Annotated in this window: 12 protein-coding genes; 4 read left to right on the top strand and 8 right to left on the bottom strand. The window is 59.4% G+C overall.

Going from position 1 to position 14,130, the window contains the following annotated elements; translation table 11 throughout:
• Positions 1-75: 75 nt before the first annotated feature.
• The gene (gene gbcB, locus ACIPIZ_RS12840) at positions 76-1,176 is read right to left on the bottom strand and encodes a glycine-betaine demethylase subunit GbcB (RefSeq protein WP_064388155.1); all 1,101 of its coding nucleotides are present in this window, start codon (positions 1,174-1,176) and stop codon (positions 76-78) included.
• Between the two features lie 297 nt (positions 1,177-1,473).
• Here gbcB and gbcA point away from each other — a divergent pair, with 297 nt between their 5' ends.
• Entirely contained in the window at positions 1,474-2,769 is a 1,296-nt protein-coding gene (gene gbcA / locus ACIPIZ_RS12835) for a glycine-betaine demethylase subunit GbcA (RefSeq protein WP_064388154.1), read from the top strand.
• 949 nt (positions 2,770-3,718) lie between these two features.
• Here the strand turns inward: gbcA and ACIPIZ_RS12830 are convergent.
• The 6 genes from ACIPIZ_RS12830 to ACIPIZ_RS12805 form a co-directional block, all read right to left on the bottom strand.
• A complete protein-coding gene (locus ACIPIZ_RS12830; protein ID WP_064388153.1) occupies positions 3,719-4,489 on the bottom strand; it encodes an electron transfer flavoprotein subunit beta in 771 nt (256 codons plus the stop codon).
• 9 nt (positions 4,490-4,498) lie between these two features.
• Positions 4,499-5,719: an electron transfer flavoprotein subunit alpha/FixB family protein gene (locus ACIPIZ_RS12825; protein WP_401165568.1), complete on the bottom strand. Its 1,221-nt coding sequence runs from the start codon at positions 5,717-5,719 to the stop codon at positions 4,499-4,501.
• Complete coding sequence (gene dgcB, locus ACIPIZ_RS12820; protein WP_401165566.1) at positions 5,719-7,668, bottom strand: dimethylglycine demethylation protein DgcB; 1,950 nt, start codon at positions 7,666-7,668, stop codon at positions 5,719-5,721. The genes ACIPIZ_RS12825 and dgcB overlap by 1 nt, the downstream gene beginning before the upstream one ends.
• A 162-nt stretch (positions 7,669-7,830) precedes the next feature.
• The gene (gene dgcA / locus ACIPIZ_RS12815; protein ID WP_401165564.1) at positions 7,831-9,891 is read right to left on the bottom strand and encodes a dimethylglycine demethylation protein DgcA; all 2,061 of its coding nucleotides are present in this window, start codon (positions 9,889-9,891) and stop codon (positions 7,831-7,833) included.
• A gap of 15 nt (positions 9,892-9,906) precedes the next feature.
• The gene (locus tag ACIPIZ_RS12810) at positions 9,907-10,437 is read right to left on the bottom strand and encodes a DUF5943 domain-containing protein (protein ID WP_008083165.1); all 531 of its coding nucleotides are present in this window, start codon (positions 10,435-10,437) and stop codon (positions 9,907-9,909) included.
• Positions 10,438-10,543: 106 nt separating this feature from the next.
• Positions 10,544-11,521 carry a dipeptidase gene (locus tag ACIPIZ_RS12805; RefSeq protein WP_007962626.1) on the bottom strand — a complete coding sequence of 326 codons (978 nt, stop codon included), beginning with the start codon at positions 11,519-11,521 and terminating at the stop codon, positions 10,544-10,546.
• Between the two features lie 234 nt (positions 11,522-11,755).
• Between ACIPIZ_RS12805 and ACIPIZ_RS12800 the strand changes: the two genes are divergently transcribed.
• The 3 genes from ACIPIZ_RS12800 (at position 11,756) to ACIPIZ_RS12790 (ending at position 12,931) form a co-directional block, all read left to right on the top strand.
• Entirely contained in the window at positions 11,756-12,157 is a 402-nt protein-coding gene (locus ACIPIZ_RS12800; protein WP_105705767.1) for a lysozyme inhibitor LprI family protein, read from the top strand.
• 212 nt (positions 12,158-12,369) lie between these two features.
• Positions 12,370-12,624, top strand: coding sequence for a type II toxin-antitoxin system RelE/ParE family toxin (locus ACIPIZ_RS12795; RefSeq protein ID WP_064388148.1), 255 nt, complete (start codon positions 12,370-12,372; stop codon positions 12,622-12,624).
• Positions 12,608-12,931 (top strand): helix-turn-helix transcriptional regulator, encoded by a 324-nt coding sequence (locus ACIPIZ_RS12790; protein ID WP_122660136.1) that lies wholly within the window; start codon positions 12,608-12,610, stop codon positions 12,929-12,931. Before ACIPIZ_RS12795 ends, ACIPIZ_RS12790 begins: the two co-directional genes overlap by 17 nt.
• Positions 12,932-12,994: 63 nt before the next feature.
• On the opposite strand, the gene ACIPIZ_RS12785 is transcribed toward ACIPIZ_RS12790, so the two are convergent.
• Positions 12,995-13,960, bottom strand: coding sequence for a tyrosinase family protein (locus tag ACIPIZ_RS12785; protein ID WP_105705676.1), 966 nt, complete (start codon positions 13,958-13,960; stop codon positions 12,995-12,997).
• Positions 13,961-14,130: the final 170 nt, after the last annotated feature.

Here is a 14,130-nt window from a genome sequence, read left to right as displayed (position 1 = left end):
GCCCAAAAATCGGCTCCCTCTCCCTCGGGAGAGGGCTGGGGTGAGGGGCAAGCCGTACGCAAAAATTCGAACCACTCAAAAATCGATACGCACATCCCCTTTAGGCACACTGCAACAAGACAAGATAAACCCTTCGGCCTCATCGTCCTCGGTAATCCCGCCGTTGTGCTCCATCTCCACTTCACCACCCAGCTTCAATACCTTGCACGTCCCGCAAATCCCCATGCCGCAGGCTTTCGGAATCATCAGCCCCAGCTTGGCCGCCGCCGCATGCACGGTCTCACCCGGTGCCACACGAATGCTCTTGCCGGACGAGGTGAATTCGACCTGATGCAGGTCGGCGATATCGATCTCCGGCGCATCCGCTGCCTGTTCGGCTTGCTCCACCGCATCGGCACGCGCTTCTGGTGGCGTCGCACCGAAGGATTCTTCGTGATAACGCGACATGTCGTAACCCGCCACTTCCAGCAGGCGCTTGACCGCGTTCATGTACGGCGTCGGACCGCAGCAGAACACTTCGCGCTCAAGGAAGTCCGGCACCATCAGTTCCAGCATTTTGTGATTCAGGTAACCGCGATACCCGGCCCACGGTTCACCCAAGCCATGCTTCTCGCAAATCAGATGCAGGCTGAAGTTGTCGATCCGCGACGCCATGTGCTCCAGCTCGCGGTGATAAATGATGTCTTTGGGCGAGCGTGCACTGTGGATAAAGGTCATGTCGACGTTGGCGTTGGTGTCGTAGAACCAGCGCGCCATCGACATGCACGGCGTGATACCGACGCCGCCGCTGAGATAGAGCACTTTCGGGCTCGGAAAGTCGATGGCATTGAACAGCCCCACCGGCCCGTGCACCGCCAGCTCTTGCCCCTCGTGAAGCGTGTCGTGCAGCCAGTTGGAAACCTTGCCCCCCGGCACGCGTTTGATCGTCACCGAAAAGCTGTACGGCACCGACGGCGAACTGGAGATCGTGTACGAGCGCATGATCGGCTGGCCTTCGATTTCCAGCTCCAGGGTCACGAACTGCCCGGGCTTGAAGAAGAACAGGATCGGCTGGTCGGCCATGAAACAGAAGGTGCGCACGTCCCAGGTTTCCTGGATGACTTTGACGCAACGGACGATGTGTCGGCCATTGGCCCAGGTCTGGGTGGTGACCGGATTCAGGAAGCTGTTGGACATGCTGTTCTCCACGGCCGACTGTCGGCCTCATGTCGGCGATTCTGCGTATAGCGCGAACCGCCCGTTTACCTATCCGCGACATCGGCATACTTATCGCGACCAGCCCCCAACCACCGGGGGTTGCGCGTCGGGAACAGATTGCACCATGTCGCCCATGGATAAGGTTGCGCCCTGCGCCGGGCCCACACTCGCCCCAACACCAAGACAGCTTCTTTACACCTTGCGTAGCAACCGTTAGCAGCACACCTGATCAGCCACTTTTCGCCGGCCACGCAGATGGCCATGAGGATCACATCGATGGACGTCACCGCAAAAATCAGCCTGGGCGATCCGCTGGAACCCGCACGCAAGGCCACCGCGCAAATGCTCCAGGAGCGCGAGCGCACCTTTTCGCTGCCGCAACCTTTTTATAGCGATGAGCGGCTGTTCGATATCGACATGCAGGAGATCTTCCAGAAAGAATGGTTGATCGCCGGCATGACCTGCGAAATCCCGGCCAAGGGCAACTACCTGACCCTGCAGATCGGCAAGAACCCGATCATCGTAATCCGGGGTGCCGAAGGCGTGGTGCATGCGTTCCACAACGTCTGCCGTCACCGTGGCTCGCGTCTGTGCACCAGTGAAAAAGGCAAGGTCGCCAAACTGGTCTGCCATTACCACCAGTGGACGTACGAGCTGGACGGTCGCCTGCTGTTCGCCGGCACCGAAATGGGCGCCGACTTCGACATGAAGCAGTACGGCCTGAAACCGGTGAACGTGAAGACCGCCGGCGGCTACATCTTTATCAGTCTGGCCGAGAATCCGCCGGCCATCGATGACTTCCTGTCGACGCTGAACCATTACATGGAACCGTACGACATGGAGAACACCAAGGTGGCAATCACCACCACCTTGATGGAAAAAGCCAACTGGAAACTGGTGCTGGAAAACAACCGCGAGTGCTACCACTGCAACGCGTCGCACCCGGAACTGCTGAAAACCCTGCTGGAATGGGACGACGTCACCGACCCGCGCGCCGATCAGGCGTTCAAGGACCACGTCGCCGCGTCCGCCGCTGCCTGGGAAGCCGAGAAGATTCCTTACGCCCACGCCAGTTTCGGCCTGCGCAACCGCATCGTGCGCATGCCGCTGCTCAAGGGAACCGTGTCGATGACCCTGGATGGCAAACAGGGCTGCGCGAAACTGATGGGCCGGATCAAGAACCCGGATCTGGGCTCGATGCGCATCCTGCACCTGCCGCATTCGTGGAACCACTGCATGGGCGACCACATCATCGTCTTCACCGTGTGGCCGATCAGCGCACAGGAAACCATGGTCACCACCAAGTGGATCGTGCACAAGGATGCGGTTGAAGGCGTGGATTACGATGTGGAACGCATGCGCCAGGTGTGGGATGCGACCAACGATCAGGACCGGCGTCTGGCGGAAGAGAACCAGCGCGGGATCAACTCCACGGCGTATCAGCCTGGGCCTTACTCGAAGACGTATGAGTTTGGTGTGGTCAACTTCGTTGATTGGTACAGCGAGCGCCTGTTGAGCAACCTCGGCGCCGAGCCTGCGCCGTACCTCAAAGGCGTGCCTGTGCAGGGCTGATCAAGATCAAAAGATCGCAGCCTTCGGCAGCTCCTACAGGTGGAATGCGTTCCCCTTGTAGGAGTGAGCCTGCTCGCGATAGCTATCTCACCTTCACCACATCCCTGAACCTTGATTGCACAATTTCTGATCAATCACCCCACACCCCATACCCACCAAGCCTCCCAGCCTTTCGCAAACAAGTTATCCACATAGCCACCCACAGCAAATGGGGGTAACTGTGGATGAACGAAAAAATAACTGACTGATTTATGAAGAAAAATCGTGACTTATCCAGAAGTACGGTTTGCAAGACGCATTGGTTGTTTTTTGATCATATTCCTGTAAGCCACGTTCTGCATGGTCTGTAGAGGATGACGAACACGTTATCCACAGAAGCGCCAACAGAGTTCGGGGGTAACTTTGCCTTATCTGTGGAAAAGCCTTGGAGGCTGTGTGAAATCGGGATTTGCGCGGGAGTTTTTCGTCGAAACAGATTAATTGATTGTTTTTTGATCAACTCTTCACAGGCCACGTTTTATAAGGGTCTCAGCGGATAGCGAACATCTTATCCACAGAAGCGCCAACAGAGATTGGGGGCAACTTGCTGAGTTATCCTGGCGAAAAAGCCCTGAAAATCCGTGACTTAGGCTGGCTGTTTTTTGATCGGATAGCTGCAGGGCTTGAATGACGTGGGGTGTAGAGAGGGGCGAACATGTTATCCACAGATCGACCAACAGGGACTGTGGGTAAACCGCTACCCTCATCGGAACGCCGCCCGCCCAGCCCTCTCCCGGAGGGAGAGGGAGCCGACCGAATCGCCTATTTGAACTCCATCGACCTGAACGAACATTGTGATCTCAGGCTTGGCCAAACCAACGTCACCGCGCAATCGCAGGTCGATGTAATTAGCCAATACCACTCGGTCGGTCCCCTCTCCCTCTGGGAGAGGGCTAGGGTGAGGGGCTTTTCAGCGAACAACACCTTCTTCAATCAGCAACTTGAGAATCGCTTCAGCACCGGCCTGCGCGGTAACTCCTTTGAGCACTTGTCCACCGCCGCCACTGGCTTTGGCGGTCGCGGCTTTCATGCGGTCGGCGCCGCTTTTGGCTTTGATCACTTTCAGGCGCTTGGGCCTTGGTTTGGCCGGTTGCAGGGTGGCGGCAGCGAGGAGTTCATCGTCGATAACTTCAACGTCGTCCGCCTCCAGCACCCCACGACGCGCCGGGCCGTAGGCACTCTGCCGAGGCTTCGGCGCAGCGTTATCCACAGTCGCCATAAACGGCAGCTTCACCTTCAACCGCCGCCGCTGCCCACGCGGCAACGCTTGCAGCACTAGCGCCGAACCGTCATTGATCGACTCCACCTGAGCCAGCCCCACTACCAGCGGCCAGCCCAGACCTTCCGCCAGCAGGAACGGCAACATCCCCGAACCTTCACCGGTTTCTGCCTGGCTGCCGGTCAGCACCACCTGCGCACCGGCATCGCGCAGATACGCGGTCAGCGCCGGCAGCGCATCGGCGCCAGCCGGTTGCTCCAGCACGTGCATCTGTTCCAGCCCCATGCCCAGGTAGGCGCGCAACGCCGGTTCCGCAACGTCGCCGGCATGCAGCACTTGCAGGTTATCCCCAGCCAGTTGCAGACCCAGTTCCACGGCGCGCGCGTCCTGATCAGCACGGCGTGGCCGCCCGGAAGTCGGGTGAGCGCCGATTGAAACCAGACTGATTACTTTCGTGTTCATAGCGTTTCCTTAAGCCGCATCGCGCTTGGCTTCGTTGCGGTAAGCCGCGACCGCTTCGATCAACGCCTGAAGAATCTCCGCGCTCTCGCCGATCACCGACAAATCGGCACGCTTGATCATGTCGCAACCCGGATCAAGGTTGATTGCCACGACCTTGTCGCAGGCACCAATGCCTTGCAGGTGCTGGATCGCGCCTGAGATACCCACAGCCACATACACCCGCGCGGTCACCCAGGTGCCGGACGCGCCGACCTGGCGATCACGGGCCATGAAGCCATCGTCCACGGCGACCCGCGAAGCGCCTTCGGTAGCGCCGAGCACTGCGGCCGTTTCGTGGAACAGCGCCCAGTCTTTGACGCCGTTGCCGCCGGAGAAAATGAACTCCGCTTCGGCCATCGGAATCGCCGCCGGGTCCACTGCCACCGCACCGAGATCCTCAATCCGCGACAGGCTGCGCGCGACACTTGTGGATAACTCCACCGGTAATACTTCATGACGGGTTTCACTGACTGGCTCGGCGCATTCGGCCGCCGCCAGAATCAACCGCGCGACCGGACGGGCAAGGTCTTGCAAGCCCGCACCTGCACGGCCGATGCACTCCTGATCCTTGACCTGCCAGACCCGCGTCGCCGGGCGCTCGCCCAATGCTGCAGCAAAACGCCGACCGAGTTCACCACCACCGCTGCGACTGTCCGGCAGCAGCCAATGCCGTGGATTGAACTGGTTATCCACAGTGCGCAAACCTTGCACGCGTTGCTCCGGTGCATAACCGCTGAACTGTTCGCCTTCGAGCACCAGCAGGCGATCGACGCCAGCAGTGGCGAAAGCGTTTTCCTTGTGCTCGCCAAAAACCACGGCCAACACCGCGCCGTCATTACCGGCAAGCTGATGGGCGAGACCGAGCAAGTCACGGTCGTGGCTGCTCAAGCGACCGCCGACCATGTCCGGCACCACGCTGATGTAGAACGCCGGGGCAGGCACTTGATGCAGCGGCAATTGCACTTCCACAGCCGCCGAACGTTTGACCGCCCCGCCCTGTTGCGCACCGCTGCGGTCGATCCGTTTGATGCCGTTGGGGCCGATAAAACCGATGCCGTGCAGGTTCTTGCGGATGACGCCGTTGGGCCCCATCCAGCTGTGTTGCGCCGGTTGCATCGCCGCGTGCAGCGGATGCAGGCGGTTACGCGCAATCCATTCGGCGCGTGGGTCGCGGCGGATAATGTCGCTCATCAGTGGGCCTCCGCTGGTTCACGTTTGGCCGGGGTCGCAGGCTTGCTCGGCGCGGCGTCTTCGAGCAGCGCGTCGGCCACCAGTTCAGCGATGTCTTTAATCAGGGGACGCGGTTCGACCACGCCTTCGAGCATCGCCGTGCACTGTGGACAACCCACCGCCACCAGTTCGGCGCCGGTCTCGCGGATGTCTTCCATGCGCATATCAGGAATCCGTTGCTTACCCGGAATGTCGGTGATCGGCGCCCCGCCACCGCCGCCGCAGCAGCGCGAACGGAAGCCGGAACGTTGCATCTCTTTGACTTCAATACCGAGCGCACGCAGCACTTCACGCGGCGCTTCGTACTCGCCGTTGTAGCGGCCGAGATAGCACGGATCGTGATAGGTCACGCTATTGCCTTTGTGCTGACCGAGGTTCAGCGCACCGGCCTGAATGATTTCTGCCATGTAGGTACTGTGGTGCTGCACAAGGTAATTGCCGTCGAACGCGCCGTACTCGTTTTTCAGCACATGGAAACTGTGCGGATCGCAGGTGACGATGCGGTTGAAGCCGTATTTGGCCAGGGTCTGGATGTTGCGTTTGGCGAGCAACTGGAAGGTCGCTTCATCGCCGAGACGCCGGGCGACGTCACCGCTGTCACGCTCTTCGAGGCCGAGTACGGCAAAATCGATTTTCGCCGCTTTCAGCACTTTGACGAACGCGCGCAAGGTGCGCTGGTTACGCATGTCGAAGGCACCGTCGCCAACCCAGAACAGCACGTCGGTGGTTTTCTTTTCGCTGAGCAGATTGAGGTTCAGATCCGCCGCCCAGTTCATCCGACCGCCCGGAGCAAAACCGCCGGGGTTGTCGGTGGCGATAAGGTTTTCGAGAACTTCGGCCCCCTTGTTCGGGGTCGCGCCTTTTTCCAGGGTCAGATGGCGGCGCATGTCGACGATGGCGTCGACGTGCTCGATCATCATCGGGCATTCCTCGACGCAGGCGCGGCAGGTGGTGCACGACCAGAGGGTTTCGGCGTCGACCAGACCGTTGACGATCGGTTGATGCGGATTGCCTGAGTGTTCGCCGATGGGTTTGCCGGGATAAGGACTGCCGGCGAACTTGGCATCGGTGCCGCCAGCGAGGCCGACGACCATGTCCTGAATCAGTTTTTTCGGGTTCAGCGGCTGGCCGGCGGCGAAGGCCGGGCAGGCTGCTTCGCACTTGCCGCACTGCACGCAGGCGTCAAAACCGAGCAACTGGTTCCAGGTGAAATCCTTGGGTTTTTCCACCCCCAGTGGTGCGTTCGGATCGTTCAGATCCAGCGGCTTCAAACCGGTGGAACGACCGCCGCCAAAGCGTTCGGCGCGACGGTGCCAAGCCAGATGTAGCGCACCGGCGAAGGCGTGTTTCATCGGCCCGCCCCAGGTCATGCCGAAGAACAACTCCGACACGCCCCACAGCACACCAATCCCCAGAATCGCCGCAAGCACCCAGCCGCCGAAGTTCTCCGGCAGGATTCCAGCCACTGGCAAGGTCAGCAGAAAGAACGACGCCGAGAACGCCAGCAGGCTTTTCGGCAGGCGCATCCACGGACCTTTCGACAGCCGCGCGGGCGGGTTGCGCCGACGCAGATAAACGAAGATCGCGCCGACGAACATCACTGCCGTCATCAGCAGCAAGGCGTAACCGAGAATGCGGTTATGCAGGCCGAAACCGTGCACCAGCAGCGCCAGCACAATCGACGCCACCGCGCCGCCGGCCGTGGCCACGTGGGTGTTGGCGATGTATTTGTCCCGCGCCACCACATGGTGCAAATCGACCATGTAACGCTTGGGCATGGCCAACAGGCCGCCGAGCAGATCGACCTTCGAGGCCCGGCCCCGACGCCACATGGCCACCCGCCGCAACGCACCGAGGACACCAAGGCCGATAGCTGCGAACAACAGGATTGGAAGAAGGGTGTTCAACATGGTGAAGCTCCCACCAGTACAACCTGGAGAAACACGGCGTTCAATGATCGTTCCCACGCTCTGCGTGGGAATGCATCCCGGGACGCTCCGCGTCCCAAAGCGGACGCGGAGCGTCCATTGCGGCATTCCCACGCGGAGCGTGGGAACGATCGTTCGCGAGGCTTAGAAATCCTTGCAGAGCCGCAGGGCGTCATAGATCGCAGCGTGGGTGTTGCGCTGCGCCACGCAGTCGCCGATGCGGAACAGCAAGTAGCCGTCGCCCGCCTCGCTCAGCGAAGGTTGTGGCTGGATCGCGAACAACGCTTCGACGTCGATCTGGCCCTTGTTGCGCGAACCCTCTTTGAGCGCGTAGTAGATTTCCTCATCCGGACGCACACCGTTTTCCACCACCACCTGATCGACCACCCGCTCCTCTTTGGCGCCGGTGTATTCGTTCTCCAGTACCGCGACCAGTTTGTCGCCTTCGCGGTAGACCTTTTCCAGCATCATGTCGCCGGTCATGATCACTTCTTTCGGGTACATGCTGCGGTAGTAGGTCGGGAACGACGTACCGCCGATGGCCACGCCCGGCTTGATGTCGTCGGTGACGATCTCGACCTGGCTGCCCTTGTCGGCGAGGAAGTCGGCAACCGACATGCCGGTGAACTCGCAAATGGTGTCGTAGACCAGCACGTTCTTGCCCGGCGCGACCTTGCCGTCGAGCACGTCCCAGCTGCTGACCACCAGCCCTTCGGCAGCGCCCCAGTGTTCGTTTTGTTCCAGGTACGGATGCCCGCCGACCGCCAGCACCACGACATCCGGACGCAAGTCCATGATGGTGTCGGCATCAGCCGCCGTGCCCAGGCGCAGATCGACTTTCAGCCGTGCCAGTTCCAGCTGGAACCAGCGGGTGATGCCGGCGATCTGGTCGCGCTGCGGCGCTTTCGAGGCGGTGGTGATTTGCCCACCGATGAATTCTTTCTTCTCGAACAGGGTCACGTCGTGGCCACGCTCGGCGGCAACGCGTGCCGCTTCCATCCCGGCCGGGCCGGCACCGACGATGACCACTTTGCGTTTGACGCCGGTGGATTTCTCGATGATGTGCGGCACGCCCATGTATTCACGGGACGTCGCGGCGTTCTGGATGCACAGCACGTCGAGGCCTTGATACTGGCGGTCGATGCAATAGTTGGCGCCGACGCACTGCTTGATCTGGTCGATCTGGCCCATCTTGATCTTGGCGATCAGGTGCGGGTCGGCGATGTGCGCGCGGGTCATGCCGACCATATCGACGTAACCGCCTTCAAGGATGCGCGTGGCCTGGTTCGGGTCCTTGATGTTCTGGGCGTGTAGCACCGGCACCTTGACCACTTCCTTGATCCCGGCGGCCAGGTGGAGGAATGGCTCCGGTGGATAACTCATGTTCGGAATCACGTTGGCCAGGGTGTTGTGGGTGTCACAACCCGAGCCGACGACGCCGATGAAATCGAGCATGCCGGTGTCGTCGTAATACTTGGCGATCTGCTTCATGTCCTCGTGGGACAAGCCGTCCGGGTGGAACTCGTCACCGCACAGACGCATGCCCACGCAGAAGTCGTCACCGACCTCGGCGCGCACGGCTTTCAGCACTTCCAGACCGAACTTCATCCGGCCTTCAAAGGTGCCGCCCCATTCGTCGGTACGCTTGTTGACGCGCGGGCTCCAGAACTGGTCGATCATGTGCTGGTGCACCGCCGATAGTTCAACGCCGTCGAGGCCACCGGCCTTGGCACGGCGCGCGGCCTGGGCGTAGTTGCCGATCACCCGCCAGATTTCTTCCGGCTCGATGGTTTTGCAGGTGGCGCGGTGCACCGGTTCACGGATGCCCGACGGCGACATCAGGGTCGGCCAGTTGAAGCCGTCCCAGCGCGAGCGCCGGCCCATGTGGGTAATCTGAATCATGATCTTGGCGCCGTGCTTGTGCATGGCGTCCGCCAGATTCTGGAAATGCGGAATGATCCGGTCGGTGGACAAGTTCACCGAGCTCCACCACTCCTGCGGGCTGTCGATGGCGACCACGGAGGAACCGCCACAGATCGCCAGGCCGATGCCGCCCTTGGCTTTCTCTTCGTAATACTTGACGTACCGGTCGGTGGTCATGCCACCGTCAGTCGCGTAGACCTCGGCGTGCGCAGTGCTGAGCACGCGGTTGCGGATGGTCAGTTTGCCGATCTGGATCGGCTGGAACATTGCTTCGAAAGCCATGGCGGGTTCCTCGACTTACAACGGCTTGACGGTGAACAGGCCGTCGTCGTGGCCTTCTTCAGAGCCACCGTAAACTTGCTCGGCAACCGTGCGAATCTTGCTGCCGCGCGCCTCAAGAATCTGATCCATGGCACCGGCAAACCAACCGGTGAACATGTAGTCGACTTTGCGCCCGACCTTGCCGTAGACGTAGACGAATGCCGAGTGTTCGAGCTTGACGCTGGCGGTGCCTTTGTCGAGGTCGATGTCCTGGATCTTGAACAGGCCCCAGCCGCGTTGCGACAGACGCTTCATGTAGTGCTCGAACACCGCGACGCCTTCCAGGCCGTGACATTCAGCTTCTTTTTCGCACCAGTGCCAGGCGGATTTGTAGCCGGCCTTGTAGAGGATCTCGGCGTAGGCTTCAGCGCCCAGGACCTCTTCAATGCCCATGTGGTTGTTGACGAAAAAGTGGCGCGGTACGTAGAGCATCGGCAGGGCGTCGGAAGTCCAGACACCGGTCTCGCTGTCGACTTCGATTGGCAATTGCGGGGCGATCTTGGCCATGGAAACTTAACTCCAGAAAAATAGTGGATTCAGTGGTGACCGCTGCCCTCACCCCAGCCCTCTCCCACAGGAGAGGGGGCAGATCGGCGGCGGTCTTGAGTCAGCGTTACTCGCCCCAGACGTCTTTGAGGACGTTGACCCAGTTTTCGCCCATGATCTTGCGCACCACGCGCTCGGAGTGGCCGCGTTTGAGCAGGGTTTCAGTGAGGTTCGGGAACTCGCCGACGGTGCGGATGCCCAGCGGGTTGATGATCTTGCCGAAGCTGGTCAGACGGCGGGCGTAGCCCTTGTCGTGGGTCAGGTATTCGAAGAAGTCCTGCCCGTGGCCCTGGGTGAAGTCGGTGCCGATGCCAATGGCGTCTTCGCCAACGATGTTCATGGTGTATTCGATCGCTTCGGCGTAGTCGTCGATGGTCGAATCGATGCCCTTGGCGAGGAACGGCGCAAACATGGTCACGCCGACAAAACCGCCATGGTCGGCGATGAACTTCAGTTCTGCATCGGACTTGTTGCGCGGGTGTTCTTTCAGACCCGACGGCAGGCAGTGGGAATAGCACACCGGTTTTTTCGATTCGAGGATGACTTCTTCGGACGTCTTCGAACCGACGTGGGACAGGTCGCACATCACGCCAACACGGTTCATCTCGGCAACGATTTCGCGACCGAAGCCCGACAGGCCGCCGTCACGCTCGTAGCAACCGGTGCCGACCAGATTCTGGGTGTTGTAGCACATCTGCACAATGCCGACGCCGAGCTGCTTGAACACCTCGACATAGCCGATCTGGTCTTCAAAGGCGTGGGCATTCTGGAAGCCGAAGAGGATGCCGGTCTTGCCTTGTTCTTTGGCGCGACGGATGTCGGCGGTGGTACGCACCGGCATCACCAGATCGCTGTTTTCGCGGATCAGCTTCTGGCTGGCGGCGATATTGTTTACGGTCGCCTGAAAGCCTTCCCACACCGACACAGTGCAGTTGGCCGCCGTCAGACCGCCCTTGCGCATGTCTTCGAACAGCTCGCGGTTCCATTTGGCAATGATCAGACCGTCGATAACGATGCTGTCGGCGTGTAATTCGGCTGGGCTCATCAGGCGTCCCCTTATTGGCGATTCATGCGCCGAATCGTCTGCCGGCGCTTTGGGGCCAGCATATGCCTCGGTGCCGGGGCGACCGGGTGCAAAAACGACAGGGGAATTGCCGAAAGCGTCAATCCGCGACAAAGGGTCGCCAGACGCTCCGATCAGCTACCTGTTCAAGCCCGCCAGCTTGAGCCAGAATCTGGCGCATCTTGGAAACACCACTGGATTAGAGCGGCGACAACAATGAAATCGATCTTCCTGGCTTTGGCTTTGATTGCGACCGGCGTACAAGCCGCCGAAGAATCCGACAACAACCCCTGCGACGCCGTCGAAAACGACGTCCAGACCCTGGAATGCTCGACCTACAGCCGCACCACCGCTGAAGACCTGCTCAAGGACAACTACGCCAGCCTGACCGAACGCATGCAGACCGCGTACGGCAAAAACGCCACGCAACTGGCGGATATCACCGCCAAGCTCAAGACCGCCCAGCAACAATGGCTGAAGACGCGGGATGCCGATTGCGCGGTGGAAGCGTTCCCGGCTACCGCTGGCAGCAAGGCGTTCACAATTGCGCAGAATGATTGCGTGGCGCGGATGAGTGATGAACGGTCGGAGTTTTTGGAGTCGATTGGGCAGGAATAGTCCTCAAAATTTGAAGGAAAATTGGCACTGCTTTCTGCAATTGCCTCGTGAATCTCTTCTTCTTACGGCACATGCCGACTTCGCCTACACCTATTGCGTGAAAGCCCCGATCTACGGGCGCTTCACGCAATATCCTGACAACTGTTCTTGATTGGCCACTTTAAAAATATAAGTAAATATTCGCGAATCTTATAAAAGACTTATATTCTTCCATGAACAGCATCCACTGGACACGAAAGGCCGTTAAGCAACTCTTGAAATTGCACTCTGTGCATCAGGTACAGGTTCGAGATGCCGTTACGGCGCTTGCCGACATGCCTGATGTGGGCAATGTCAAAGCACTGATTGGCCATGACTACGCCTACCGCCTGCGTGTCGGTAATTATCGAGTCATGTTCGACTGGGATGGCGCAATCAAAGTGGTCAGTATTCAAGAGGTCAAGAAACGCGATGAACGAACCTACTGACATCCAAATCATCAACGACGCCGAGGGCAAACCGGCCTTCGTGGTCATTCCCTATGCGCAATATGTCGCGCAGAAAATGCAGCCCGATCTGATTCCCCATGAAGTGGTCAGTCGGATGGTCGACGGAGCGACACCGATCCGTGCCTGGCGCGAATACCTAAACCTGACTCAGGAAGAAGTCGCCAAACGCATGGGCATTTCGCAACCGGCGTTTGCTCAACAGGAAACGGTGTCCAAGCCACGAAAAGCAACTCGCGAAAAGATTGCGGCGGCCTTTGGAATCAGCTCTGAGCAGCTTGAGCTCTAGCCGGTAACGGCGTGTTTGCCTGCTGCAAAAGCCAGACATTCACACCGCCACCCGCTGCCAGCATCAGTCGTGAAATGGAGAACGAGGTTTCACATGATCGAGGATCAGACGTGGCGCCTCATATTCATACCCCAGGTCAGCGATGTCGCTCACGTCCCGAGCAGTCTGAGCAAACGGTTCGAGCACATCATCATAGTTATGTCCTTTCGGACCATTAACCAGCGGCGCGTAATGCGGCGCCCAACGTTCGTTGCTCTGGAGCATCAGTGACTGCCAGTCTGCCCACACCTTGTCGACAAAGCAGTGATGCAGGAAGAACACCGGATCATCTGGAGAGGTCATCGGCAACATATTGCCGCCCACCCAAAGGTGAACGCGATTATGCAGTTGTGAACCCGCAGTGGTTACCTGCGGATCACCGCGCTGGGTGATCCAGCCTTCCAGACGATTTCGGAAGCCGCGCACAGTCGGGCCGGAATCATAAGGCGGGGTGTCGTAAAGACTTTCGCGCAAAGCCATTTGCAGATCTTCCGGGGTCGGCAATGAGTTTACAACCAGCCCGAACTGGCGCTTCAAACCAGGACCTGGCAAATCGTCATCCGGATAGGAGGGAACCGGCCATTGACCGTGTTTATAGGCAAACCGACCGGTTGCTACACGCCAGTCATCGCCTTCAACACCATTGCCGCCCATAAAATCCTCAGCCCACACTGGAGAGTTGTGCGGATCGGCTGCATCTTCGGTCCAGTTCCAGTACGGGATCGTGATGGAGGGGTTGATCGCCTGAAGGTCATTTTCGAACTTCAGCAAAAACGCGCGGTGCCAAGGCAGGAACGAAGGCCCACGGTGGGCACCATTGCGGTAGTTCGGATCGTTTGGTTCATGTGGCAGCACGGTGGGCTTCATGACCTGGTGATGCAGATGCACATACTCATCGTATTGGCCTGACTGTTTGAGCTGGAGGCAGGCATCGACGAAGTTGTCTTTTTCGATTGGGGTCAGCGAGCGAATGTTCTTGCGCTGCTTCATGTCTTCAATCCCTTGAGCGAGGTTAGGTGTAGAAAGGGCGACAATCGTCCCAATCCTCCGACAACCAAGCTAGGCGCCAGTCGGAAGGCCGTCTACTGTCAGAAATTACAGGTCAGCGACGATTTCTGACCAGCGGTATTGCACCGTTGGGGCGCCGACGCGAAGTGACT

This window comes from Pseudomonas sp. NPDC087690 (genome assembly GCF_044743175.1).
In the GTDB taxonomy this organism is placed as follows: domain Bacteria; phylum Pseudomonadota; class Gammaproteobacteria; order Pseudomonadales; family Pseudomonadaceae; genus Aquipseudomonas.
The sequence above is the reverse complement of the archived record's forward strand: the minus strand, read 5'-3'. Positions and strand labels throughout refer to the sequence as shown.